Source organism: Friedmanniella luteola (assembly GCF_900105065.1).
GTDB lineage: Bacteria > Actinomycetota > Actinomycetes > Propionibacteriales > Propionibacteriaceae > Microlunatus > Microlunatus luteolus.
Window position 1 is genome coordinate 2,862,330 of record NZ_LT629749.1, and the last position, 22,702, is coordinate 2,885,031.

General features: G+C 74.6%; 25 protein-coding genes. 12 read left to right on the forward strand and 13 right to left on the reverse strand.

What is annotated here, in order from left to right; translation table 11 throughout:
* Positions 1-2: 2 nt before the first annotated feature.
* The 3 genes from BLT72_RS13460 to BLT72_RS13470 all read right to left on the reverse strand — a co-directional run bounded on the left by BLT72_RS13460 (position 3) and on the right by BLT72_RS13470 (position 3,798).
* Complete coding sequence (locus tag BLT72_RS13460; RefSeq protein WP_091413460.1) at positions 3-1,775, reverse strand: CocE/NonD family hydrolase; 1,773 nt, start codon at positions 1,773-1,775, stop codon at positions 3-5.
* Between the two features lie 179 nt (positions 1,776-1,954).
* On the reverse strand, positions 1,955-3,238 hold the full coding sequence (locus BLT72_RS13465) for an NAD(P)-binding domain-containing protein (RefSeq protein ID WP_425349247.1): 1,284 nt from the start codon (positions 3,236-3,238) through the stop codon (positions 1,955-1,957).
* Entirely contained in the window at positions 3,235-3,798 is a 564-nt protein-coding gene (locus BLT72_RS13470; protein ID WP_091413462.1) for an OsmC family protein, read from the reverse strand. Before BLT72_RS13470 ends, BLT72_RS13465 begins: the two co-directional genes overlap by 4 nt.
* A gap of 82 nt (positions 3,799-3,880) precedes the next feature.
* On the opposite strand from BLT72_RS13470, the gene metX reads away from it, so the two are divergent.
* Genes metX through BLT72_RS13485 form a run of 3 tightly spaced genes read left to right on the forward strand, consistent with a single transcriptional unit; the run spans position 3,881 to position 6,914 of the window.
* Entirely contained in the window at positions 3,881-5,089 is a 1,209-nt protein-coding gene (gene metX / locus BLT72_RS13475) for a homoserine O-acetyltransferase MetX (RefSeq protein WP_091413465.1), read from the forward strand.
* Complete coding sequence (locus BLT72_RS13480; protein ID WP_091413467.1) at positions 5,086-6,423, forward strand: O-acetylhomoserine aminocarboxypropyltransferase/cysteine synthase family protein; 1,338 nt, start codon at positions 5,086-5,088, stop codon at positions 6,421-6,423. Before metX ends, BLT72_RS13480 begins: the two co-directional genes overlap by 4 nt.
* A complete protein-coding gene (locus tag BLT72_RS13485) occupies positions 6,423-6,914 on the forward strand; it encodes a CoA-binding protein (protein ID WP_091413469.1) in 492 nt (163 codons plus the stop codon). The genes BLT72_RS13480 and BLT72_RS13485 overlap by 1 nt, the downstream gene beginning before the upstream one ends.
* 45 nt (positions 6,915-6,959) lie before the next feature.
* On the opposite strand, the gene BLT72_RS13490 is transcribed toward BLT72_RS13485, so the two are convergent.
* A complete protein-coding gene (locus BLT72_RS13490; protein WP_091413471.1) occupies positions 6,960-7,415 on the reverse strand; it encodes a MarR family winged helix-turn-helix transcriptional regulator in 456 nt (151 codons plus the stop codon).
* Positions 7,416-7,471: 56 nt separating this feature from the next.
* On the opposite strand from BLT72_RS13490, the gene BLT72_RS13495 reads away from it, so the two are divergent.
* On the forward strand, positions 7,472-8,692 hold the full coding sequence (locus BLT72_RS13495) for an FAD-dependent oxidoreductase (protein ID WP_091413474.1): 1,221 nt from the start codon (positions 7,472-7,474) through the stop codon (positions 8,690-8,692).
* A 48-nt stretch (positions 8,693-8,740) separates the two neighbouring features.
* Here BLT72_RS13495 and BLT72_RS13500 read toward each other — a convergent pair whose 3' ends face one another.
* The 3 genes from BLT72_RS13500 to BLT72_RS13510 all read right to left on the reverse strand — a co-directional run bounded on the left by BLT72_RS13500 (position 8,741) and on the right by BLT72_RS13510 (position 12,314).
* On the reverse strand, positions 8,741-10,141 hold the full coding sequence (locus BLT72_RS13500; RefSeq protein WP_091413476.1) for a sensor histidine kinase: 1,401 nt from the start codon (positions 10,139-10,141) through the stop codon (positions 8,741-8,743).
* A gap of 173 nt (positions 10,142-10,314) precedes the next feature.
* Positions 10,315-11,109 (reverse strand): phosphatase PAP2 family protein, encoded by a 795-nt coding sequence (locus tag BLT72_RS13505; RefSeq protein ID WP_157720483.1) that lies wholly within the window; start codon positions 11,107-11,109, stop codon positions 10,315-10,317.
* Positions 11,106-12,314 carry a glycosyltransferase gene (locus BLT72_RS13510; protein ID WP_197677029.1) on the reverse strand — a complete coding sequence of 403 codons (1,209 nt, stop codon included), beginning with the start codon at positions 12,312-12,314 and terminating at the stop codon, positions 11,106-11,108. The genes BLT72_RS13505 and BLT72_RS13510 overlap by 4 nt, the downstream gene beginning before the upstream one ends.
* 201 nt (positions 12,315-12,515) lie before the next feature.
* Here BLT72_RS13510 and BLT72_RS13515 point away from each other — a divergent pair, with 201 nt between their 5' ends.
* Positions 12,516-13,196 (forward strand): response regulator transcription factor, encoded by a 681-nt coding sequence (locus tag BLT72_RS13515; RefSeq protein ID WP_091413480.1) that lies wholly within the window; start codon positions 12,516-12,518, stop codon positions 13,194-13,196.
* Here the strand turns inward: BLT72_RS13515 and BLT72_RS22275 are convergent.
* Positions 13,135-14,121 (reverse strand): DMT family protein, encoded by a 987-nt coding sequence (locus BLT72_RS22275; protein WP_157720484.1) that lies wholly within the window; start codon positions 14,119-14,121, stop codon positions 13,135-13,137. The genes BLT72_RS13515 and BLT72_RS22275 overlap by 62 nt on opposite strands.
* Before the next feature lie 197 nt (positions 14,122-14,318).
* Here BLT72_RS22275 and BLT72_RS22280 point away from each other — a divergent pair, with 197 nt between their 5' ends.
* Both BLT72_RS22280 and BLT72_RS13525 read left to right on the forward strand, forming a co-directional pair.
* Complete coding sequence (locus BLT72_RS22280; RefSeq protein ID WP_157720485.1) at positions 14,319-15,218, forward strand: glycosyltransferase family 2 protein; 900 nt, start codon at positions 14,319-14,321, stop codon at positions 15,216-15,218.
* An 81-nt stretch (positions 15,219-15,299) separates the two neighbouring features.
* Positions 15,300-15,710, forward strand: coding sequence for a hypothetical protein (locus tag BLT72_RS13525; RefSeq protein WP_091413481.1), 411 nt, complete (start codon positions 15,300-15,302; stop codon positions 15,708-15,710).
* A 76-nt stretch (positions 15,711-15,786) separates the two neighbouring features.
* Here the strand turns inward: BLT72_RS13525 and BLT72_RS13530 are convergent, their stop codons facing one another.
* The 5 genes from BLT72_RS13530 to BLT72_RS13550 all read right to left on the reverse strand — a co-directional run bounded on the left by BLT72_RS13530 (position 15,787) and on the right by BLT72_RS13550 (position 18,266).
* Positions 15,787-16,011 carry a DUF6458 family protein gene (locus BLT72_RS13530; RefSeq protein ID WP_091413483.1) on the reverse strand — a complete coding sequence of 75 codons (225 nt, stop codon included), beginning with the start codon at positions 16,009-16,011 and terminating at the stop codon, positions 15,787-15,789.
* A 131-nt stretch (positions 16,012-16,142) separates the two neighbouring features.
* Positions 16,143-16,784 carry a phosphotransferase gene (locus tag BLT72_RS13535; RefSeq protein WP_157720486.1) on the reverse strand — a complete coding sequence of 214 codons (642 nt, stop codon included), beginning with the start codon at positions 16,782-16,784 and terminating at the stop codon, positions 16,143-16,145.
* A gap of 26 nt (positions 16,785-16,810) precedes the next feature.
* Entirely contained in the window at positions 16,811-17,395 is a 585-nt protein-coding gene (locus tag BLT72_RS13540) for a TIGR03086 family metal-binding protein (protein WP_091413486.1), read from the reverse strand.
* On the reverse strand, positions 17,392-17,907 hold the full coding sequence (locus BLT72_RS13545) for an SRPBCC family protein (RefSeq protein ID WP_231930048.1): 516 nt from the start codon (positions 17,905-17,907) through the stop codon (positions 17,392-17,394). The genes BLT72_RS13540 and BLT72_RS13545 overlap by 4 nt, the downstream gene beginning before the upstream one ends.
* Positions 17,904-18,266 carry an ArsR/SmtB family transcription factor gene (locus tag BLT72_RS13550; protein ID WP_091417440.1) on the reverse strand — a complete coding sequence of 121 codons (363 nt, stop codon included), beginning with the start codon at positions 18,264-18,266 and terminating at the stop codon, positions 17,904-17,906. The genes BLT72_RS13545 and BLT72_RS13550 overlap by 4 nt, the downstream gene beginning before the upstream one ends.
* 198 nt (positions 18,267-18,464) lie before the next feature.
* Between BLT72_RS13550 and BLT72_RS13555 the strand changes: the two genes are divergently transcribed.
* Genes BLT72_RS13555 through BLT72_RS13575 form a run of 5 tightly spaced genes read left to right on the forward strand, consistent with a single transcriptional unit; the run spans position 18,465 to position 22,701 of the window.
* Positions 18,465-19,499, forward strand: coding sequence for a sulfate ABC transporter substrate-binding protein (locus tag BLT72_RS13555; RefSeq protein WP_091413488.1), 1,035 nt, complete (start codon positions 18,465-18,467; stop codon positions 19,497-19,499).
* Between the two features lie 10 nt (positions 19,500-19,509).
* Entirely contained in the window at positions 19,510-20,373 is an 864-nt protein-coding gene (cysT, locus tag BLT72_RS13560; RefSeq protein WP_231930050.1) for a sulfate ABC transporter permease subunit CysT, read from the forward strand.
* Positions 20,366-21,226: a sulfate ABC transporter permease gene (locus tag BLT72_RS13565; RefSeq protein WP_091413491.1), complete on the forward strand. Its 861-nt coding sequence runs from the start codon at positions 20,366-20,368 to the stop codon at positions 21,224-21,226. Before cysT ends, BLT72_RS13565 begins: the two co-directional genes overlap by 8 nt.
* A 9-nt stretch (positions 21,227-21,235) precedes the next feature.
* Complete coding sequence (locus BLT72_RS13570) at positions 21,236-22,243, forward strand: sulfate/molybdate ABC transporter ATP-binding protein (RefSeq protein ID WP_091413493.1); 1,008 nt, start codon at positions 21,236-21,238, stop codon at positions 22,241-22,243.
* A complete protein-coding gene (locus tag BLT72_RS13575; protein ID WP_157720487.1) occupies positions 22,240-22,701 on the forward strand; it encodes an RrF2 family transcriptional regulator in 462 nt (153 codons plus the stop codon). Before BLT72_RS13570 ends, BLT72_RS13575 begins: the two co-directional genes overlap by 4 nt.
* Position 22,702 lies beyond the last annotated feature (1 nt).

Genomic DNA, 22,702 nt, shown 5'->3' on the forward strand with positions numbered 1-22,702 from the left:
CGTCACACCCCGGGCGTGGTCGGCGCACCCTCGGCACGGGGTGCGGAGACCACCGCAGGGGTGGGAGGTGGGGGTCCCGGCGGGACCCGGGGTCCGGCGGTGCACGGCAGCACCAGGCGGGAGCAGCCGCCGTCGCCGTGGTGGACGGCGCGGTGCGAGGGTGCGAGCGTCGTCCCGGTGGCCGGGTCGTCGTCGGTGCCGAGGTTGCGCGCGAAGCGCGGGTGGGCACCGCCCGAGACCTGCAGGCGGATCCGGGTCCCGGGGGCGAACCGGTGGGCGACCGCCTCGAACCGGAGCCGGACGGTGGCGGCGCCCGCCTCGTCCGGGCCCAGCCGCCGGAACCCGTCGGTCAGGTTGGTGGACCGCCCGTCCGCCGTCACCTCGCACAGCCGGACGAAGAGGTCGGCGTGCGGGTTGTCGGTCCGGTGCACCAGCTCCACGACCGGGGTGCCGACCACCTCCAGCGGCGCGGCCAACGGCGACCCGGTGAAGGTGAGCACGTCCGCCCGGGTCTCGAGCCCGCGGTTGTCGCGGTACCCGCCCCGCTGCGGGTTGATGACCCGCCCGCCGACCGCGGGGGTGGGGTCGGCGGGGTCGTAGACGAAGGTGGAGGGAGGGCTGCCGGGCGGCGGGGCGTCGACCGCCAGCCCGCCCCCTGGCTGCAGGTGCAGGACGTGCTCCTCGGTCGCCGGTGGCCACGCGGGCAGCGAGCGCCACTCCCCCGCGCCGGTGACGAAGACGCGGACCGGGCTCGGCCGGTGCCGGTTCCCGGCGCCCCCGAGGTGCTCGGCCAACCAGTCGAGGGCCTCCGCCATGGCGACGCCCGAGCCCTGGTGGACGAACTCGACGTGCGTCCACGGGCCGATGGTCAGCCCGACGTCCACGCCGCGCTGCCGCAGCCGCTGGTACTGCTCGATCATCTGCTCGCCGAACCGGTCCTGCCAGCCCTCCTGCAGCAGGACCGGGACGTCGACGCGGTCGAGGGCCCGGCCCAGCCGCACCGACCGCCACACCGGGTCGTCGGGGTCCGTCGCCGTCAGCCACGCCCGGAACGGCGCCCGGCTGCCGCGCAGCAGGGTGTCCTGGATCCGGACCAGCGGCAGCTCCTCGAACCCGGGCCGCAACCGTCGGCGCTGCGTGAGCAGCCGCAGGATGCCGCCGAGCGTGCCGTCGTCGAGGTGGTCGAAGCTCTCGGCGAGGCCGAGCACCGCCTCCAGGGAGAAGGCCCCGCCCTGGTGGACCACCTGGTGGTTGTCGTGGGCCGCGACGGCGACCACGGCCGCCGCCAGCTCGGGCGGCGGGTCCACCATGATCGCCCACGCCGTGAAGCCGAGGTAGGACGGTCCGCACAGGGCGAACCGCCCGTCGAACCACGGCTGCTCGCGCAGCCAGCCGACGGTGTCCGCCCCGTCCTCGACCTCACGGCTGAACGGCTCGAAGTCGCCGCCCGAGCCGGCGGTGCCGCGGCAGCTCTGGTGCACCACGAGGTAGCCGTGGGTGGCGTGGTAGCGGGCCGTGAGCAGGGTGACCGACCCCGTGCGGCCGTAGGGGGTGCGCAGGAGCAGCGTGCCCGACGACGGGCCCACCGGGCTGTAGACGTCGGTGAGGAGCTCGACGCCGTCCCGCATCGGCACCCGCACGTCCCGCACCAGGGTGTGGTCGTGGTGACCGGCCGGCAGCCGCAGGGCGCGGGCGACCGCGAGGTCCAGCACGCGGTGCCGGCGGGTGCGCAGCACGGCCGGCCGGCCGCCCGGATGGCTCGACCCGCTGTCCATCGACCGGCCCTCCTCGCTGACGACGCGCGGCGGCAGCAGCGCCGCATCTCCTGCCCTAGAGGTCGGGGGCTCCGGGTGTCAACCCCTCCCACACCCTCGGCCGGTCCCCCGGTCGGGTGCGCACCCCAGCAGGGTGCCGCGAGGCCTCGACCTGCTGGAGCGCGCACTCGCGCTGGGCGTCAGCGGCGCCCGGCGAGGTGGCCGGCCAGGTGCTCGACGACCTCCCGGGCGTCGTCGTCGACCCCGTGGATGAAGGTGGACTTGCGGCGCCGCAGGACCGGCAGCCCCAGGGCGTACAGCCCGGGGCTGTCGACCACGCCACCCTCGTGGCGCAGCCGCCCCTTCGGGTCGACGACCGGCACGTCCAGCCACCCGTAGTCGGGCTGGAACCCCGTCGCCCACACGATCGTGCCGATCTCACCGCTGGCCAGGTCGAGCTGCCACCGCGGGGACACCGGCACCCGGGTGGGCGGGCACCGCTCGGGCGGCCCGACCTCGGCGTCCGCGCCGGTGTGCCGGGCCCACGCGTCGAAGGAGTCGAGCAGGCGCTCGAGCTTGAGGTCGGCGAGCGCGAAGACGTTGCGCAGGCCTCCGGAGAACAGGGCGCGACCGTCCCGCACGGCCGCCCAGCGACCGACCACCTCGACGCCCATCCCGGCGAGCGCGTTGAGGTCGAGCGTCGCGCGCTGCGGCGTGCCGACCAGCTGCGGGGAGGGCAGGCGCCGGGCGCGGTCGAGGTCGTCGACCGCGTCGTGCCGCTCCTCCCAGAGCCCCGTCCGGTCCATCCACCACAGCACGTCGCGGCCGCGGTAGGTGCGCGGCATCCGCACGTGCTCCCCGACGGCGAGGGTGACCGGACGGCCGGCGCGGGCCAGTTCCGCCGCCAGCTGGACCCCGGTCGCCGACGCCCCGACCACGAGCACCCCGCCGTCGGGCAGCTGGTCGGGGTTGCGGTACCCGAACGGCGTGAGCTGGGCGACCGACGCCGGGACGCCCGCGCTGAGCGACGGCACGGTGGGCCGGTTGAAGGCGCCGCTCGCGAGCACCACGGCCCGGCCGTGCAGCTCGCCGTCGCCGGTCTGCACGCGGTAGCCGTCGTCGACCCGGCGCACCGAGGTCACGGCCGTCCGGGTGCGGACCGGTGCGGACGCGACGCGGGCGAAGCCGTCGATGAAGTCGACGACCTCACGCATGGTCATGTAGCCGTCCGGGTCGGGCCCCTCGTAGCGGTGGCCCGGGAGCCGGCTCAGCCAGTTGGGCGTGAGCAGCCGCAGCGAGTCCCAGCGCTCGGTCCGCCAGGCGTTCGCGACCTCGCCGCGCTCGAGGACGACGTGGTCGACCCCGCGCGCGCTCAGGTGGTGGCTGGCGGCGAGCCCGGCGTGACCGGCGCCGACGACGACCGTGTCGACGCGCTCGACGGCCCTGCCCCCGCTCTGCCCGCGCCCGGCGGAGATCGTGCTCAGGCGACCTCGACCGTGACGTTCGTGGGGTTGGTCAGCGCGTCGAACACCGCCGAGCGCTTCTGGGACTGGGCCACGAGGGCCTCGATCTCCTGCTTCGACGCGTCGGCGTCGATGGCGAAGGTGACCTTGACGTCGTTGAAGCCGTTGCGGACGTCCGGGTCGGCGCCGAGGATGCCGCGGATGTCGTGCGCACCCTCGACGGTCGCCTCGACCGAGCGCAGCTGGATGCCGCGGTTCTGGGCGACGGACGCCACCCCGGCCGTCAGGCAGCCGGCCAGGCCCACCAGGAGGAACTCGATCGGGGTGATCCCGTTGTCGTCGGCGGCGAACACCTCGGGGTGGTCGATGTCGAACGTGGTCTCGGTCTTGTGCTGCTGCTCCTGGCCGAGGCCGAAGTAGTTCTGGATGCTCGACGTGCTGTGCACGCCGTGCTTCCAGCTGGAGGTCGCCCGCCAGGTGAACTGCGCCGCCTCGGGCGCTCCCTTCAGCACCTCGCGCGCGTCGAGCAACGCCTGGACGTTGACCCCGTTCTCCGCCTTGTCGTGGTCGACCACCGTCATGTCCTGCCACCTCTCCCGAGTTCGACATACCCCACCTGGTTGGGGGACATTACACCGGGGCGGGTGGGCTACGCTCCCGTCCATGGCACTGTCTCGACTCGCGGCCGGCTCGGTCGGCAGGGTCGAGACCCGGTACCTCGACCTGCCGGACCCCGTGCCCCTGGACTGCGGCGCCGAGCTGCACCCGGTGCGGGTGGCGTACGAGACCTACGGCACCCTGTCGCCGGCCCGCGACAACGTCGTCCTCGTCTGCCACGCGCTCAGCGGCGACGCCCACGCCGCCGGGCACGCCGTGACGCCGCCCCCCGAGAGCACCCGCGACGGCTTCGCGGCCGAGGACCGGGACGACCGCTCCAGCAAGGACCTGGGCTGGTGGGACGGGATGATCGGGCCGGGCAAGGCCTTCGACACCGACCACTTCTTCGTCGTCTCGACCAACCTGCTCGGTGGCTGCCGCGGCACGACCGGGCCGTCGTCGACCGACCCGGCGACCGGTCGGCCCTACGGCTCGGACTTCCCGGTGATCACCGTCGCCGACATGGTCCGGACCGAGCGCGCCTTCCTCGACGTCCTCGGCATCGAGCGCCTCGCGGCGGTGGCGGGCGGCTCCCTCGGCGGCATGCAGGCCCTGGAGTGGGCGGTGCTGTACCCCGACCAGGTCGACGCCGTCGTCGCGATCGCCAGCACCCACGCGCTCGCGCCCCAGGGGATGGCCTGGAACGCGATCGCCCGGGAGTCGATCCTGCGCGACCCGGGGTGGCAGGGAGGCCACTACTACGGCACCGGGCAGACGGCGGACGCGGGGATGGGGGTGGCCCGGATGGTCGGCCACGTCACCTACCTGTCCGGGCCCGCGCTGGCCGACAAGTTCGACCGCCGCCTGCAGACCGGCAGCGAGATCCGGTTCACGATCACCGAACCCGAGTTCGAGGTCGAGAGCTACCTGCGGCACCAGGCCGACTCCTTCGTCAAGCGCTTCGACGCCAACACCTACCTGTACACGTCGCGCGCGCTCACCTACTTCGACCTCGCCCGCCAGCACGGGGCCGGTTCGCTCACCCGGGCGCTCGCCGACGTCGCGGCCCGGACCCTGCTCATCGCCTTCAGCTCTGACTGGCTGTACCCGCCTTCCGCCTCCGAGGAGATCCACGATGCCCTGCTCGCTCTCGACAAGCCGGTCGAGCTCCACGTGATCGACGCCCCCTACGGCCACGACTGCTTCCTGCTGGAGGAGTCGCGGCAGACCCCGGTCATCCAGCGCTTCCTCGACCACGCGGGAGTGCGCTCGTGAGCGGCGACCCCGAGCGGCTGGAGGACGACCACGCGTTCGGTTTCGAGACCCGGCAGCTGCACGCCGGGCAGCGGCCCGACCCGAACACCGGCGCCCGCGCGGTGCCGATCTTCCAGACCACCAGCTACGTCTTCGAGGACCCGGAGTCGGCGGCGGCCTACTTCAACCTGCAGGAGTACGGCAACACCTACGCGCGGATCATGAACCCGACGGTCGCCGTCTTCGAGGAGCGGGTCGCCAACCTCGAGGGCGGGGCCGGCGCGGTGGCGTTCGCCAGCGGCATCGCCGCCCAGGCCGCCGCGCTGTTCACCCTCCTGCAGCCCGGTGACCACGTGGTCTCCTCCTCCGCCCTGTACGGCGGGACGGTGAACCAGTTCAAGCACTTCCTGCGCAAGATGGACGTCGCGCTCAGCTGGGTCGACCCCGACGACCTGGACGCCTGGCGGGCGGCGGTGCGGCCGAACACCAAGGCGTTCTTCGGCGAGACGATCGGCAACCCGGGCGGCAACGTCCTGGACATCGCCGGGGTCGCGGCGATCGCGCACGAGCACGACCTCCCGCTGATCGTCGACAGCACCTTCGCGACGCCCTACCTGTGCCGGCCCATCGAGTGGGGCGCCGACATCGTCATCCACTCGGCGACCAAGTTCATCGGCGGCCACGGCACCAGCATCGGCGGTGTCGTCGTCGAGGCGGGCACCTTCGACTGGTCGAACGGGCGCTTCCCCGTCGTCGCCGACCCCTCGCCGGCGTACCACGGCCTGCAGTTCCACGAGACCTTCGGCACCTACGGCTACCTGATGAAGCTGCGGGCGGAGACGCTGCGCGACCTGGGCGGGGCGCTGTCGCCGTTCAACGCCTTCCTGTTCCTGCAGGGCCTGGAGACGCTCTCGCTGCGGATGGAGCGGCACGTCACCAACGCGCTCCGGGTGGCGGAGTTCCTCGAGTCGCACGCGCTGGTCACCAAGGTCAGCTACGCCGGGCTGCCGACCAGCCCCTACCGGCCGCTGGTCGAGAAGTACCTGCCGCGCGGCGCCGGGGCCGTCTTCTCGTTCGACTGCGCCGGCGGGCGCGAGGGCGGCCAGGACCTGATCCGCGGGGTGCAGCTGTGGTCCCACCTGGCCAACGTCGGCGACGCGAAGAGCCTGATCATCCACCCGGCCAGCACCACCCACCGGCAGCTCAGCGACGACGAGCTGCGGGCCGGCGGGGTCGGTGCGGGGACGGTCCGGCTGTCCGTCGGGCTCGAGTCGGTCGACGACCTGATCTGGGACCTGGAGCAGGCCTTCACCCTCGTCGCCGCGTCCGTGGGCAAGGAGGTCGGCACCCGGTGATGGACCTCGCGCCCTACCAGGACCCGTTGACGATCCAGCGCGTCCTGCACGCCACCCGGACGATCGCCGTCGTGGGCCTGTCGAAGAACGAGCTGCGGGCCAGCTACTTCGTCGGCTACTACCTCAAGCGGCACGGCTACCGGGTGATCCCGGTGAACCCCCGCGAGCCGGAGATCCTCGGGGAGACCAGCTACCCCAGCCTCCGGCACGCCCAGGACGCCGTGCCGGAGAAGATCGACCTCGTCAACGTCTTCCGGGCGCCGGACGCGCTGCCGGGGATCGCCGAGGAGGCGGTGGCCATCGGCGCCTCCACCCTCTGGTGCCAGTTCGGCGTGATCAACGCCGAGGGGGCGCAGATCGCGACCGACGGCGGCGTCACCGTCGTCATGGACCGCTGCCTCAAGGTCGAGCACGCCCGCTACGTCGGGCGCATGCACTGGCTGGGCTTCAACACCCAGCGCATCACGGCCGTGCGCGGGCAGCTGCAGTAGGCACCAGCCACCGGCGGTGCGGCCCGTCGGCCCGCGCCGCCGGGGTCAGCCCGCCACGCGGGCCCGGTGCCGGTCGGTGAGCTCGGTGATCAGGACCAGGTGGTCGCGCATCAGGTCCAGGTCCTGCTCGCTCAGCGCCGCCAGGACCTGCTGACCCTCCTGCACCATCGGGCCGTACAGGGCGCCGACCTCCCGGACGCCCTGAGCGGTCATCCGGACCAGGACCCGGCGGCGGTCGGCCTCGTCCCGGACCCGCTCCACCAGGCCCTTCTCGGTCAGCCGGTCGATCAGCGCGGTGGTCGCGGCCGGCCGCAGGCCCGTCGCCGTGGCCAGCTGCCCGGCGGTCTGGGGCCCGTCGGTCAACCAGTCCAGGCACCGCAGGTCGGCGGGACCGACCCCCAGCCGGCGGCCGACCGCGTCGTCGAACGCCTGGACGCTGCGCTGGTAGCGCTGCATCGCCTGGCCCACCGCGATCAGCGACGATTGACGGGAAGACGCCACATCCCTATCCTTTCGAATATCGAATCTTCCGATTCTCGAATTGAAAGGATAGCGGCATGCGCGCAGTGCTCGTGGGAGGTGGCGTCGCCGGAGCGGCGACCGCGCTGGCCCTCGCCGAGGTCGGCATCGACGCGGTGGTCCTCGAACGGCGGACGGCGGCCGCCGCCGCGGTCGGCTCCTACCTCACGATCGCCCCCAACGGCCTGAGCGCACTGGAGGCCGTCGGCGCCCTCGACGTGGTGGCGGCCGCCGGCTTCCCGTCCCGGACCAACCGGATGCACGGCGCGACCGGCCGGCTGCTCGGGGAGGTGAGCCTGGGACGGCCGCTCCGGGACGGGCTGACGGCCCTCACGCTCCCCCGGTCCCGGCTGGCGGCCGGGCTGCTCGCCGAGGCCGAGCGCCGCGGCGTCGAGGTCCACCGCGGCGCCGCCGTCGCCTCGGTCGCGGGCCTTGCCGGACCGGACGCCGGTCCGGGCGCCACCGCGGTGCTGCAGGACGGCACCCGGTTCACCGGAGACCTGCTGGTCGGCGCCGACGGCGTGCACTCCCGCGTCCGGCACGCCCTCGACCCGCGCGCGCCCGCCGCGCGCTACGTCGGGCTGACCAACTTCGGCGGGATCACCCGCGGCACGCCGGTGGCGGCGACGCTCGAGCCGCAGGCCTGGCACTTCGTCTTCGGCCGCGCGGCCTTCTTCGGCGCCCACCCCACGCCGGCGGGCGACGTGGTCTGGTTCGTCAACGTGCCCGAGCCCGCGATCAGCCGCGAGCGGCGGGCGAGCACGAGCGACGCGCAGTGGCAGCAGCACCTGGTCGAGCTCCTGGAGGGCGACGCGGGACCGGCGGCGGAGCTGGTGCGGAGTGGCCAGCTGGAGCTGGCCGGGGACAACACGTACGACCTCCCGCACGTCGCGTCCTGGAGCCGCGGGTCGGCCGTCCTGGTCGGCGACGCGGTGCACGCGCCCTCGCCCAGCTCCGGCCAGGGCGCCTCGATGGCGCTGGAGGACGCGGTGAGCCTGGCCCGCGCCCTCCGGGACGGCCGCCGCGACGGGGCCGCCGTCCCCGCGGCCCTCGCCGCCTACGAGCGGGACCGCCGCCCGCGGGTGGAGCGCGTCGTGGCCGCGGGCGCCCGCAGCAGCAGCACCAAGATCCCGGGCCCGGTCGGCCGCCGCGTCCAGGAGGCGGTCCTGCGGCTGGTGTTCCGCTACGCCGTCACCGATGACCGGCTGGCGTGGATGAACGGCCACCGGACCAGCTGGGAGGACCAGCCGGCCGCCTGACCGCGGGGCCGGACCGGCGGGGCCCGTGCCGGCGGGGCGCTCCGACCGTCAGAGCGCCGGGTCCTCGGCCGGGAGCCGCAGCTCGAACCGGCACCAGCCGTCGGGGGCGTCGACGACCCGCACCTCCCCGGACTCGGCGCGGATCCCGGCGCGCGCGATCGCCAGCCCGAGCCCGCTGCCGCCGGCGTCGCGGGACCGGCTGTCGTCGAGCCGGACGAACCGTTCGAAGACGCGCTCCCGGTCAGCCGCGGGGATGGGCGGGCCGTCGTTGTCGACGTGGATCACGGCGTCGCCGCCGGATCGCCGCAGGGCGATCCGGACGGTGCTGCGCGCGTGCCGCTGCGCGTTGTCGACGAGGTTGCGCAGGGGCTGGGCGACCTGCTGGGCGTCGGCCCGCACCCGGACGGGCTCGAGGCTGACCTGCACGGCCTTGTCGCCGGTGCTCCGCAGCCGCTGCACCTCGTCGTCCACGAGGTCGTCGAGGTCGACGTCGCCGCGGCTGGTCGTCCGGTCGCTGGCGTCGGCCCGTGCCAGGACCATCAGGTTCTCGACGAGCCCGCGGACCCGGGTCAGCTCGGCGTTCATCGTGGTCAGCAGCCGGGTCCGGGTCGGCTCGTCGCCCCGCAGGGCCAGCTCGCCCGCGGTGGTCAGGGTGGCGAGCGGGCTGCGCAGCTCGTGGCTGGCGTCCGAGACGAAGGCCCGCTGCGCCTGGTGCGAGGCCTCGAGCCGGTCGAGCATGGTGTTCATCGTGACCGCCAGCGCGGCGACCTCGTCCCGGGTCGGCGGCACCACGACCCGGTCGTCGATGTGGCGGGCGTCGATCTCGGCGACGGTGGCCCGGATCCGCTCGACGCTGCGCAGCGCCCGGCCGACCAGGACCCACACCGCCACGGCGACCGCGCCCAGGAGCAGCGGCGCTCCGGCCAGCAGGAAGAGGGCCACGGTCTGCACGGTCTCGCGCTGGACCCGGATGGGGACGCCGACCTGGACCAGGTGCAGCGCGCCGTCGGCCACCACCCCGGTGCTGACCACCTCCCACTCCCCGCCCTCGTCGAGGAAGTCCAGGTCCAGCTCGGCCGCGGTGTACTCCCCCGCCGCCGGACGCTGCGGCGAGAGCGGTTGCCGGTCGGCGGCCCGGCTGGAGGCCCCGACGACGCGCCCGTCGGCGGTCAGCACCTGCACCACCTCACCGCTGCGCGAGCGGTCGGTCAGGCTCGCGGCGGTCGCCGTCAGGCCCTCGGCGGCGATCCGGTCGACGACCTCGACGGCCCGGGCGCTGGCCGTCGACTCCGCGGCCTGCTCGAGGTTGGCCTGCAGCGCCCAGACCAGGCCGCTGCCGCCGATCAGGATGGCGACCAGGACGACGACGACCGCCACGAGCACGGAGCGGCCCCGGACGCCCATCTGGGGGCCCAGCCCGAGGGCCCGCCGGTCCCGTCCGCTAGCCATCGCTCCTCGTCATCGGCCCGGTCCCCTCGGTCTGCGCGGCGGCGGGCCACCGCCACCCGGCCGGGTCCCCACCGGGGTGATCCTGGCACGGCGACCGCCGGACCCGCCGCACGACGGGCACCCGGGGGCGGCGGCGAGCACCGGGGCGGGCGGGAGGGCCAGCAGGAGCGCCATCAGCGCGTCCACCAGCCGCGCCCGCGCCGTCGACGGCCGGAGCCGTCGAGGGCCCGAGCCGGCCGGGCGGGAGCACCGGCACCGGCCGCGAGCGACCGGGCGACGAAGCCGGCGGTCCAGACGACGGCCGCGGCCAGCAGCCAGCCGGCGACCACGTCCGTGCCCCAGTGGTAGCCCAGGTAGACCCGGCTGAGCCCCACGGCGACCGCCAGGACGACCGCGACGGCGAGCAGGGCCCGTCGGGCGGCCGGTCGGACGGTGGCCCCGAGCAGCAGGGCGCTCAGCACGTAGACCACCGTGCCGTCGGTGGTGTGCCCCGAGGGGAACGCGCCGTCCCAGGACGGGCCGCCCAGCAGCGTCGTGCCGGAGGGCCGGGCGCGTCCCACCGCGATCTTGGTCAGGTAGACGCCCGCGCCGGTGACCAGGACCGCGACGAGCAGCACGACGGACGCCAGCGGGTCACGGGTGCGTCGCCACAGCACCGCGGCCACCAGGACGGCGACGGTGACGACCAGCGGAGCGGACCCGAGGGTGGTCACCGAGCGCGCGGCCGCGGTGAGGGCGGGGGTGCGGAGGGCGAGGGCCCGGTCCAGCACGTCGGTGTCGAACCGGTCGACGCCCCCGGCCGCCACCACGAGGGCCAGGACGAGCACGAACCCGAGCAGGGCCGCCGCGGCCGCGGCCAGCCACCAGCCGGGCGGGCGGACGGACGGGCCCTCGGCGGGCCGGGCGGGGGCGGTCGCCGGACGGGTCGGGGTCAGCACCGGTCCCGCGGACGGACGGCGGGCCGTCACGGGACGAGGGCCAGGTCGGGGCCGGCGGCGGCGGGCACCGGTCGACGGTCCTCCACGAGCTGGGTGTAGCGCTCGTCGAAGAGGGCCACGGTCGCCGCGAGGGCGTGGCCCTCCGCGACGGCCCGGCTGGCCCGACCCATCCGGGTGCGCAGCGGCGGGTCGCCCAGCAGGCGGGTCAGCTGGCGAGCGAGGACGTCGACGTCACCGGGCGGGACGAGGTGACCGTTGCGCCCGTCCTGGACCAGGTGGGGCAGGGCCATGGCCTCGGCGGCGACGACGGGCAGCCCGGCCGCCATGGCCTCCAGGGTGGCGAGGCTCTGCAGCTCGGCGGTGCCGGGCATCACGAAGACGTCCGCCCGACCGCAGGCCGCCACCAGCTCGTCGTCGTCGACGGCGCCGGTGAAGGTGACGCGGCCCCGCAGGTCGAGGGCGCGGGCCTGCTCCTCCAGCTGGCCTCGACGGCTCCCCATCCCGACCACCTCGAGCCGGGCGCCCAGCGCGGTCGGGACGCGGGCGAAGGCCGCCAGCAGCTGGTCGAGGTTCTTCTCCGGCTCCAGCCGGCCGACGAACAGCGCCAGCGGGCCCCGGCGCGTGGCGTCCGCGGCGTCCGGCTCCGCGGCCGCGGCTCCGAAGCGGTCCAGGTCCACGCCGCAGGAGATGGCCTCGGCCGGGGCGAGCCGGGTCGCGCGGGCCAGCAGGTCGACCGCCCGGCCCGTCGGGGCGGTGAGGAGCTGGGCGCCGGCGTAGACCTGCTCGAGGTCGCGCCACGCCAGCCGGGAGGCGAGCCGGGGGAACCGGCGGACCACCGGGACGTGCGGGACGATGTTCTCCGGCATGAAGTGGTTGGTGGCCACCACGGGCACGCCCGCGCGGCGTCCGGCGCGCACCAGCGCCCGGCCGAGCAGCAGGTGGGACTGGACGTGCACCACGTCGGGGCGGGCGACCTGCAGGACCTGCTCGACCTGGCGGTCCACCACCCGGGGCGTGCACACCTGCATCCGGGGTCGGCCCGGCAGGGTGACCGAGCTCAGCCGGTGCACGCGGACGCCCTGGTCGAGGTGGGTCCGGTGCGCGCCGTCGGCCGCGGGCCACAGCAGGTCGACCGTGTGGCCGGCGGCCGCCAACCCGGTCGCCAGCCGGCGGGTGAACGTGGCGGCGCCGTTGATGTACTCCGGGTACTGGTCGGCACCGAGCAGGATCTTCATGGACATGACCTCTTCCGTGGGGTGGCGTCGCTGGACGCCGTGCTCCAGGGTCGGGGACGGTGGCTGAGCGGGACCTGAACAGGACGCGGGGGCCGACCGGCACCGGGCGGCCCCGTTCAGGCCCGGCTCAGGTCAGGGGCGCGAGGATGGGCCGCCCGCCGCCCGCCGGGCGCGGGCGCCTGAGGAGGAGGAGGGATCGCGATGAAGGTGCTGCTGGTCGAGGACGAGCGCCGGCTGGCCGAGGTCGTCAAGGAGGGCCTGGTCGCCGAGGGCGTCGCCGCCGACATCGTCTCCGACGGGGTCACCGGCCTCTGGGCCGCGACCGAGAACGACTACGACGCGATCGTGCTGGACATCATGCTGCCCGGCCTCAACGGCTACGACGTGCTGAAGGAGCTCCGCCGCCGCAAGGTCTGGACGCCGGTCCTCATGCTGACCGCCAAGGACGGCGAGCACGACCAGACCGACGCCTTCGACCTCGGGGCCGACGACTACCTGACGAAGCCCTTCAGCTTCCTGATCCTGATGGCGAGGCTCCGGGCGCTGGTGCGCCGGGGCGCCCCCGAGCGGCCGGTGCTGCTCAGCGTCGGCAGCCTGGTCCTGGACCCGGCGCGCCGGGCGGTCAGCCGTCGCGGGGTGCCCGTGCCCGTCACCGCCCGCGAGTACAGCCTGCTGCTGTTCCTCATGCGGAACGCGGGCGACGTCGTCAGCAAGGCCCAGATCCTCGACAACGTGTGGGACTCGGCCTACGAGGGCGGCGACAACATCGTCGAGGTCTACATCGGGTACCTGCGCCGGAAGCTCGACACGCCCTTCCAGCTCAGCACCCTCCGCACCGTCCGGGGGCTCGGCTACCGGCTCGACGCCGACGCCGACGCCTGAGCCTCGAGCCCGTCGTCCGTCCCGGCCCCGAGGCGGCGGCGGACGGCCGGGTGCGGACGAGGAGCAGCACGCCCGCCGTGGCGAGCACGCCGCACCCGACCGCCTCGACCCACCCGGCACCCGTCAGGTCGACCCCGTCGCTGAGCAGCGCACCCCCGCCGAGCACGGCCGTCACCGGGTCCAGCAGCGTCAGGCAGCAGACGACGACCTGCGGGGCGCCGGCGGTGTAGGCGGTCTGCATCGCCCACAGCCCCGTCGGCAGGGCGAGCGCGATCCCGGTCGCCGCGGTGACCAGGAGGGGCAGGTGGGCGGTCGGGGAGCCGCCGACGACGAGGTGCCCGACCGTCCGCAGCAGGACGGAGTTGAGCCCGAACAGCACCGCCGCGGCCGTCGAGAGCACCACGCACCGGACCGGGTCCGGCCAGCCCCGTGACCCCCGGAGGAGGACGAGCGCCGCAGCGGGCGCCGCGACCACGACGCCGAGCAGCAGCCCCCGGGCGGGCAGCTGGACGCCGCGGGCGGCCGGGCCGAGCAGCACCAGGGTCAGGGCGGCGACGGCACCCACGCTCAGCAGCGCGCCGAGCAGCTGACGGCGCGCCGGTCGCCGCCCGGTCCGCAGCGCGTCGCCGACGAGCGTCACCGGCACCGCGAGGACCCCGATCGGCTGCACGAGCGCGATGGGCGCCAGCGCCAGCGCGACCAGGTGCGACCCGCCGGCCAGCGTCGCCTGCGCGGCCCCGAGGAGCCACGACCGGTCCCGCAGCACGCGCCCGAGCGCGGCCGGACCGAGAGTGCGGTCGCCGGCGGACCCGTCGGCGTGGTCGGCTCCCGCCCGGACGGCCCCGTGCTGCCGGACGGCGGCGAGCCCGAACAGCGTCGCACCCAGCGCGGCGAGGAGGACGGCGCCGACGTGGGCCCGGCTCATGCCGCCTCCGGGGTACGACCGTCGGGCCTGGTGGCCATCGGGCTCCTCCCTGCTCCGGCCGCCGCGGTGGCGACCGGGAGCCACCCTGGGCCACGCCGGCTGAGCAGGACCTGTGCGCGGCCGGGCGCCCCAGGTCACGCGCGGCGGTCCCGCACGCACAGGTCGTTCTCAGCCGCGGAGCCCTACCGTCACGCCTCGTGAACGCTCTCCTCCTCCACACCCCCACCCACCGGCTCCGGCCGGCCGGCCGGAGACCGCCAGGGGCGCCGGTCCGGGTGCTCACCCCGCCGGACGGGGCCGGAGCAGCCGGGTCCGAGGGGTCCGACCCGTCGGCGCCGCGGTTCTCGGTGGTGGTGCCGGCGCTCGACGAGGCGGCGCACCTCGGCCGGACGCTGCGCTCGCTCCTGGGCCAGCAGGTGGATCAGCCCGTCGAGATCATCGTCGTGGACAACGGCTCCACCGACGGGACGGCCGACGTCGCCCGCGCCCACGGCGTCCGGGTGCTGCACGAGCCCCGGCGCGGGGTGTGCGCAGCGCGGCAGCGGGGTGCGGAGGCGGCGCGGGGCGCGATCATCGTCTCGACCGACGCCGACACCGTCCACCCGTCCGGCTGGTTGCGGACCATCGACGCCACGTTCACCGCCCGCCCGGACGCCGTGGCGGTGGCGGGCCCCTGCCGCTACGACGACGGCCCGGCCTGGACGCGTCGCTACCCGGCCCTGCTGTTCGGCCTGGTGGCGACGGTCGCCGAGGCCACCGGGCGGGTGACCTACGTCAGTGCCACCAACCTCGCCGTGCGCCGGTCCGCCTTCCCCGGCTACGACCTGGAGCAGACCCAGGGCGGGGACGAGCTGGACCTCCTGCGCCGGCTCCGACCGCAGGGCGCCGTGCTGTGGGACCGGTCGAACACCGTCACCACGTCCGCCCGCCGGCTGCAGCGCGGTGCGCTGCACGGCTTCGTCGTCAGCCTGCTGGGCCGCTACCTGCTGACCTACGCGGTGAACCGGCTGGTGCGGCGCCGGGTGCTGGGGACGGCCCCTGCGGTCCGCGACGACGCCGACGCCCTCCAGGCGCTCGACGTCCTCCACGGCGTCTGACACCGCACCGCCTGCGCAGCGGACGTCCGGACGAGCCGGCCGCCCTGCATCGTTGAACCGTCGCCCGGAGGAACCACCACCATGACCAGCACCGCTGCCGCCCGCACCACCTCGACCACCGCCACGTCGGCGCCGACCCTCTGGGTGCGGCTCTACCAGCTGTTCAGCGTCCTCACCGCCCTGCTGGTGCTGGTGCAGTTCCTGACCGCGGGACAGCTCTTCCCCCAGGGCGGGCCGGAGCAGCTGCACGCCGCCGGGGCGATCGTCCTGCACGTGGTCAGCGGCCTCGCCGTGGTCGCCGCCTTCGTGCTGTGGCGCACGGGAGGGATGACCACCGCCCAGGCGGCGCTCCCGGTCGTGGTCTTCGCCTTCACCTTCGTCCAGGCCGCCACCGGCGGCCGGACCAACCTCGCGGTCCACGTGCCCGGGGCGATGATCCTCACCGCCGGGGCGGTCTGGCAGCTGGTCACCGCTCTCCGGCCGCGCCGCTGACCCCACGCCTCCCCGACCGGCCCGGTCAGGCCGGATCCTCGCCGCCGTCGACGCGGGGCGTGCCCCGGACCGTCGGTCAGACGACCGGGGGCCGGGTGTCGTCGCGGCGCTCGACGTAGCTGGTGTGGCTGGTCCGCCGACGCTGCTGCTGGATGACCAGGCTCAGGACGATCGCCAGCACCCCGGCCGCCATGCACACGTAGCCGATGGCGGTGAGGTCGAGGGCGTCGAACTGGTCCCGGACCCCGAACGCCAGGATGCCGCCGACCACCAGCAGGAAGATGCCCAGTCCAAGACTCATGCGGCTGATCCTCACACGCCGCCCGCCGGAATACCGGTGAATGGCCGGCGAGCGTCGCCGCGCCGCCGCGGCGACCGAGGTGATCGAGGTGACCCGGGGCCGAGCCGGCCCGGGGGGTGCCGCCCGCGGTGCTACCCGCTCCACGCCCGGGTCGCGTGCTGCCGGCGATCCCACAGGGCGGCGCCCTGGGCCTGGCCGCGGCGGTGGCAGAGCTCCTCGAGCTCGGCGCACCTGCGCAGCATCGCCTCCTGCCGGTCCGGCCAGGGTGGCCGGGACCCGTAGCCGGCGAACAGGGCGGGCAGCGCTCCGACGTCGTCCGGGTGGTGCGTGCGCACGATCCACTCGGCCCAGGCGAGGTCCTCGACGGGGTCGCCCTCGCGGGCGAACTCCCAGTCCAGGACGGCCGACACCTCCCATGCCGTCACGTCGAACAGGAGGTTCTGCGGGCCGTAGTCGCCGTGCACCAGCCCGGGCAGCGAACGGTGCAGCGCGCGGAGCGTCCGGCCGGCCGCCGCCAGGACGGGTGCGGCGAAGCCCGCGTCGACGAGCTCCTGCCCGTGCCGACCGGGCATCACGGTCAGCACCGCCCGGCGACGACCGAGGTCGACCGAGACGACCTCGGGCACCGGCACCACGCCGGCCGACCGGCCCAGCGCCGCCACCTCCACCCGCAGCCGTTCCGCCCCGTCGACCGCGTTGTACTCCTTGACCACCTGCCCGTCCTCGACCCACGACCGGTTGGTGTAGCCGTGCGGGAGTCGACGTGGGGGCACGACACCATGGTCGCGCCCCGCCGGCCTCATCCGGTGACCGTCGCCCCCCGGCTGCCCAGCGGGTCCCGGCCGATGAAGGCGAGCAGGCGGGTCTGGACGTCGGCGTCGTCCGGCACCGTCACGGCCGGGCCGTACTGGCCCGACGACCGCAGCAACGCCTCGATCGGCGTCATCCCGTCGAGCATCTCCGCGCAGGTCTGCGCGTCGAGCCGTTCGTCCTGGCCGGTCGCGCGGGCCAGATCCCAGGTGTGCAGGAACACGTCGGAGGTGTAGAACCGGTCGACCGCGTCCGGCAGCGGCATCGCCCCCACCATCGGGTGCTGGAAGGGGGTGGCCGCCTCCGGCCCGTCGAGCAGCCGCTGCACCGCGTCGGCGTGCACCTGCCAGGCGGCGACCGGGTCCTCCTCCGGCGACGGTCCGCGGTCCAGCACCAGGCCGGTCGCGCTGGTCAGGAACTCCGGGAACCACCCGACGAGGTGGCCCACGACATCCCGGGCGCGCCACCCGGGCACTGGGGCGGGTGCGTCCCAGCCGGACGTCCCCCACACCCGGGCGGTGAACCCGGCGGCCACGGCGCGGTGACGTGCGCCCGGCTCGCTGGGGAGGCTCATGGCCGGCCCTCCGGCGTGGTCCCGACGACCGCGCCGGCGGCGAGCAGGGCGTCGAGCTTGGCGTAGCCCTGGTCGACGCCGACCTCCATCCCGCTGCGCAGCCAGGCGTCCCGGCCCTCGAAGCTGTCGCACAGCGACTGGGTGTGCAGCCGGGTGCGGCCGTCGCCGAGGTCGGTGAGGACGAGCGTCTGCAGGGCGACCCCGTCCGGCTCGCCCTCCCAGGTGAAGGTCTGCACGATCCGGTCGGGCCGGACCTCGTGGAAGCAGCCGTGGAAGCCGAACTCCACGCCGTCGCGGGTGGCCACGTACCGCCAGCTGCCGCCGGTGCTGGCGTCCCAGCGGTCCAGGGTCGTCGTCATCCCGTCCGGCCCGACCCACCGGGCGAACAGCTCGGGGTCGGTGTGCGCCCGGAACAGCTGGGCCGCGCTGGCCGCGAAGTCCCGGGTCAGCCGGATGATCGGGACGGTCGGGTCCGCCTCGATCCTGGTGGCCGTCGTCATCGTGTCGTTCATCCTGTCTCCTCCGCTCGCGCCGGGGGGTGCCCGGCCTCCTCGTCGTCGAGCTCGGCCAGCACCGCGTCCAGCCGCCGGTACCGGGCCTCGGCACGCTGCCGGTAGCGCTCGATCCACTTCGTCATCAGGTCGAAGACCTCCGCCTCCAGGTGCACCGGGCTGCGGTGCCCCTCGGCGGACCGGCTGACCAGACCGGCCTGCTCGAGCACCTTGAGGTGCTTGGAGATGGCCTGCACGCTCACCTCGTAGGGCGCCGCCAGCTGGCCCACGGTGGCGTCGCCGTCCGTCAGCTGCGCCACCAGGTCGCGCCTGGTCGGATCGGCCAGGGCGGCGAACACCTGGGTGAGCGGGTCGGTCATCACAGCCCCCGATCGTCAACTGCTTGGTTGAGATGACGGTAACCCCGGAGCATCCCGGCGTCAACCATCTGGTTGAGATGCTCACCCGTCCAGCACGAGGCGTGCGACCGCCATGCGAGACGCCATGGACGGTCGGCCCGGGACGGTGCAGCATCTCGGTGTATTCCGAGTAGCCAGGTAGGAAATGAGGACCGGACCATGAGCATCATCCCGAGGACCCGTTGGACCCGCCCTGCTGTCGCGGTCCTGGCCGCGCTGAGCCTGGCCCTGGCGGCGTGCGGCGGTGGTGGCGCTGCGGGCTCGGGCTCGGGTTCTGAGCTGTCGCTGGTCGCCTTCTCGGTCCCGAAGCCGGCCTACGACGACCTGCAGAAGGACTTCGCCGAGACCCCGGAGGGCAAGGGCGTCACGTGGAAGTCGTCCTACGGAGCCAGCGGCGACCAGGCCCGCGCCGTCATCTCCGGGCTGCCGGCCGACTACGTCGGCTTCTCGCTGCAGACGGACATGACCAAGCTCGTCGACGAGGACCTGGTGGCCGCCGACTGGGACCAGGGTCCGAACAAGGGCATCGTCAGCACCTCGGTGGTGACCATCGTGGTCCGCAAGGGCAACCCGCTCGGCATCACGGGCTGGGACGACCTGATCAAGCCCGGCGTCGAGATCGTCACCCCCAACCCGGGGTCCTCAGGCTCGGCGCGCTGGAACGTGCTCGCGGCCTGGTCCCACATCACCGCCAACGGCGGCTCCGAGGCCGAGGCGACCGAGTACCTGACGAAGTACTACCAGAACATCGTCAGCCTCCCCTCCAGCGGGCGGGAGGCGACCAGCGCCTTCACCAGCGGCACCGGCGACGTCCTCATCTCCTACGAGAACGAGGCCATCGCCGCGCGGCAGAGCGGGGCCGAGGTCGACTACGTCCTCCCCGACACCACCCTGAAGATCGAGAACCCGGGCGCGGTGACCACCAAGGCGCCCGAGTCGGCGAAGAAGTTCCTCGACTACGTCGTCTCCGACGAGGGCCAGAAGGTCTTCGCCAGCCACGGGTTCCGCCCGCTCGACGACAGCGTCGACCCGGGCACGGTCGAGGGGGCCAAGGACCCGGCGAAGCCGTTCCCGACGGTGGGCAAGCTCGTGACCATCGAGGAGTTCGGCGGCTGGTCGGAGGCGGCGAAGAAGTTCTTCGCCGAGGACACCGGCATCGTCAGCAAGATCCAGGACGCGAGCGGCGTCTCGTGACCCCGCGATCGTGACCGCCACGCTGATCCCCACCTCGGCCCCGCGCGGTACGGCGCGCGGCCGGGGCGGGGAGGCTCCCCAGGGCATCCTCCGGCTCGGCCGCGGCTCGGGCCTGGCGCTGGGCCTGGTCCTGCTCTGGATGAGCATCCTCGTGCTGCTGCCGCTGGTCGCGGTCCTGGTGACCGCCAGCACCGACGGCCTGGCCGGCTTCGTCGACACCGTCACCAGCCCGGCCGTGGCCGCCTCCATCCGGCTGACCGTGCTGACGGCGGCAGCGGCGACCGTCGTCAACACCGTGATGGGCACCGTCGTGGCCTGGGTGCTGGTCCGCGACCGGTTCTGGGGTCGCCGGCTGCTCAGCCTGGTGATCGACATCCCGTTCGCCCTGCCGACGATCGTCGCCGGCCTCGTGCTCATCGCCCTCTACGGCAACCAGAGCCCGCTGGGCATCGTGCTGGCGCAGACCCGCTGGGCGATCTTCGTCGCGCTGCTCTTCGTCACGCTGCCCTTCGTCGTCCGGGCCGTCCAGCCCGTGCTCGAGGAGCTCGACCGCGACGTCGAGGAGGCCGGCGCCTCCCTCGGCGCCAGCCGGGCGGTCGTCTTCCGCCGGCTGATCCTGCCCAACATCGCCCCGGCCATGGCCGCCGGTGCCGCCCTCTCCTTCGCCCGCGGGCTGGGCGAGTACGGCTCCGTCGTGCTGATCTCGGGCAGCCTGCCCCGCCGCACCGAGGTCGCCTCCGCCCGGATGCTCGGCCAGATCGAGAACGACAACCTGGCCGGCGCGTCCGCGGTCGCCACCGTGCTGCTGGTCGTGGCGCTGGCGGTCATCGTCCTGCTCGGCGTGGTGCAGCGGCAGACGGCCCGCCGTGGCTGACGTGACGCAGGCGGCGCCCGCCACGTCGGCCGTCGCCCCCAGCCCGGCCGTCTCGTCCTCGGGGTCCACGCGCTGGGCGCTCCGGCTGGTCGCGGTGACCTACGTCGTCGTCCTCGTCGTCGTCCCGCTCGTCGTCATGCTCGGCCGCACCTTCGAGGACGGGTTCGCCGCGTTCGTCGCGTCGGTCACCGCGCCCGAGGCCGTGGCGGCGATCACCCTGTCCCTGCAGGTCGCCCTGCAGGCGGTCGTGATCAACACGGTCTTCGGGCTGGCGGTGGCGTTGCTGCTGACCCGCTACCGGTTCCGGGGCCGCGGCGTCCTGAACGCCCTGATCGACCTGCCCGTCTCGGTCTCCCCCGTCATCGCGGGCCTGGCGCTGATCCTCGTCTACGGGCGGAACGGCTGGTTCGGCGGCGCGCTGGAGACGGTCGGGATCCAGGTCATCTACTCGGTGCCCGGCATCGTGCTGGCCACCTGCTTCGTGTCGCTGCCCCTGGTGGTCCGCGAGCTCGTCCCCGTGCTCGAGGAGATCGGCCTCGAGCAGGAGCAGGCCGGCCGGGCGCTGGGGGCCAACGCCTGGCAGCGGCTGTGGCGGTTGACCCTGCCCAGCGTCCGCTGGGCGCTCGCCTACGGCGTCGTCCTCAGCCTCGCCCGCGCCCTCGGCGAGTTCGGCGCCGTCCGCGTCGTGGCCGGCAACGTGCTCGGCTCCACCCAGACCATGCCGCTGCTGGCGGCCCAGCGCTACGCCGACCTCGACGAGCCCGGCGCCTACGCCATCAGCTTCGTGATGGTCGCCATCGCCGTCCTCTGCATCATCGTCGTGGCGCTCCTGCGGCCGCGCGACCACCGTTAAGGAGCACCGATGGGCATCCAGGCCCTGAACATCAGCAAGCGGTTCGGCAGCTTCGTCGCGCTCGACGACGTGAGCATCGACGTCCGGAGCGGCCAGCTGACCGCCCTGCTGGGCCCGAGCGGCGGCGGCAAGTCGACGCTGCTGCGGGTCATCGCCGGCCTCGACCAGGCCGACTCCGGGACGGTGCGCATCGAGGACCAGGACGCGACCTCGCTGCCGCCCCAGCGCCGCGACGTCGGCTTCGTCTTCCAGCACTACGCCGCGTTCAAGCACCTCAGCGTCTACCGCAACGTCGCCTTCGGCCTGGAGGTGCGCAAGCGCCCGAAGGCCGAGACCCGGCGGCGGGTGCAGGAGCTGCTGGAGCTGGTGCACCTCGACCAGTTCGCCGACCGGCTCCCGGCCCAGCTGTCCGGCGGCCAGCGGCAGCGGATGGCGCTGGCCCGCGCGCTGGCCGCCGAGCCGAAGGTGCTGCTGCTCGACGAGCCCTTCGGCGCCCTCGACGCCAAGGTCCGCAAGGAGCTGCGCGACTGGCTGCGCCGGCTGCACGACGAGGTGCACGTCACCACGATCTTCGTGACCCACGACCAGGAGGAGGCGCTCGAGGTCGCCGACGAGCTCGTCGTCATCAACCACGGACGGGTCGAGCAGGTCGGCAGCCCCAACGACCTCTACGACCGGCCGGCGAACGAGTTCGTCATGGAGTTCCTCGGCCCCGTCACCCGGCTCGGGGGCCAGCTGGTCCGCCCCCACGACCTCGACGTCTTCGCCGAGGCGCAGCCGGGCACGGTGCCGGCGCGGGTCGAGCGCCTGCAGCGCATCGGCTTCGAGGTCAGGGCCGACGCCCGCGACGGCGACGCGTCCTTCTGGCTGCAGCTGACGCCGGGCCAGGTCGAGGCGCTCGACCTCGCGCCCGGGTCCCCGATCTGGGTCCGGCCCGCGCGCGGCGCCGCCACCATCGGCGCCCCGGCGCCCGGCGTCCGCTCCCTCGACCCCGCAGGGGCCACCAGCCCGTCGTGAGAGTCCCCGCCGCGACCAACTACGCCGTCCGGGCGCTCCTCGAGCTCGCCACGGCTCCCGGGGACCCCCTCCCCCTGCACGTCATCGCCGAACGCCAGCAGATCTCCCACCGCTTCCTCGAGCACATCTTCCGCGACCTGCGGGCGGCCGGCCTGGTCAGCAGCCACCGCGGGGGTCACGGCCGCGGCGGCTACCTGCTGACCGTCCCCGTCGACCGCCTCACCCTCGCCTCCGTCGTCGCGGCCCTCCAGCCGGCCACGGGAGCGCTGGCCGAGCTGACGGGACCGGGACGCGAGACCTCGGGCCACCCCGGTCTCGACGCGGTCTGGCTGGACCTGCAGCGCCAGATCGTCGACTTCCTCGACGACATCACCATCGCGGACCTGGCGGGCCGTGCAGGAGCGACCCCACCGCGTCCCGCGCCCCTGGAGGAGCACCTCACGCCGGGTGCCGGCTGAC

Bases quoted from the DNA above. Each gene is read 5' to 3' on its own strand.
- BLT72_RS13540 (WP_091413486.1), bottom strand. From the start codon at position 17,395: ATGAGCCTCCCCAGCGAGCCGGGCGCACGTCACCGCGCCGTGGCCGCC.
- BLT72_RS13515 (WP_091413480.1), top strand. From the start codon at position 12,516: ATGAAGGTGCTGCTGGTCGAGGACGAGCGCCGGCTGGCCGAGGTCGTC.
- BLT72_RS13570 (WP_091413493.1), top strand. From the start codon at position 21,236: ATGGGCATCCAGGCCCTGAACATCAGCAAGCGGTTCGGCAGCTTCGTC.
- BLT72_RS13460 (WP_091413460.1), bottom strand. From the start codon at position 1,775: ATGGACAGCGGGTCGAGCCATCCGGGCGGCCGGCCGGCCGTGCTGCGC.
- BLT72_RS13510 (WP_197677029.1), bottom strand. From the start codon at position 12,314: ATGAAGATCCTGCTCGGTGCCGACCAGTACCCGGAGTACATCAACGGC.
- BLT72_RS13525 (WP_091413481.1), top strand. From the start codon at position 15,300: ATGACCAGCACCGCTGCCGCCCGCACCACCTCGACCACCGCCACGTCG.
- BLT72_RS13470 (WP_091413462.1), bottom strand. From the start codon at position 3,798: ATGACGGTGGTCGACCACGACAAGGCGGAGAACGGGGTCAACGTCCAG.
- metX (WP_091413465.1), top strand. From the start codon at position 3,881: ATGGCACTGTCTCGACTCGCGGCCGGCTCGGTCGGCAGGGTCGAGACC.
- BLT72_RS22275 (WP_157720484.1), bottom strand. From the start codon at position 14,121: ATGAGCCGGGCCCACGTCGGCGCCGTCCTCCTCGCCGCGCTGGGTGCG.
- BLT72_RS13495 (WP_091413474.1), top strand. From the start codon at position 7,472: ATGCGCGCAGTGCTCGTGGGAGGTGGCGTCGCCGGAGCGGCGACCGCG.
- BLT72_RS13545 (WP_231930048.1), bottom strand. From the start codon at position 17,907: ATGAACGACACGATGACGACGGCCACCAGGATCGAGGCGGACCCGACC.
- BLT72_RS13485 (WP_091413469.1), top strand. From the start codon at position 6,423: ATGGACCTCGCGCCCTACCAGGACCCGTTGACGATCCAGCGCGTCCTG.
- BLT72_RS13530 (WP_091413483.1), bottom strand. From the start codon at position 16,011: ATGAGTCTTGGACTGGGCATCTTCCTGCTGGTGGTCGGCGGCATCCTG.
- BLT72_RS13555 (WP_091413488.1), top strand. From the start codon at position 18,465: ATGAGCATCATCCCGAGGACCCGTTGGACCCGCCCTGCTGTCGCGGTC.
- BLT72_RS13550 (WP_091417440.1), bottom strand. From the start codon at position 18,266: ATGACCGACCCGCTCACCCAGGTGTTCGCCGCCCTGGCCGATCCGACC.
- BLT72_RS13500 (WP_091413476.1), bottom strand. From the start codon at position 10,141: ATGGCTAGCGGACGGGACCGGCGGGCCCTCGGGCTGGGCCCCCAGATG.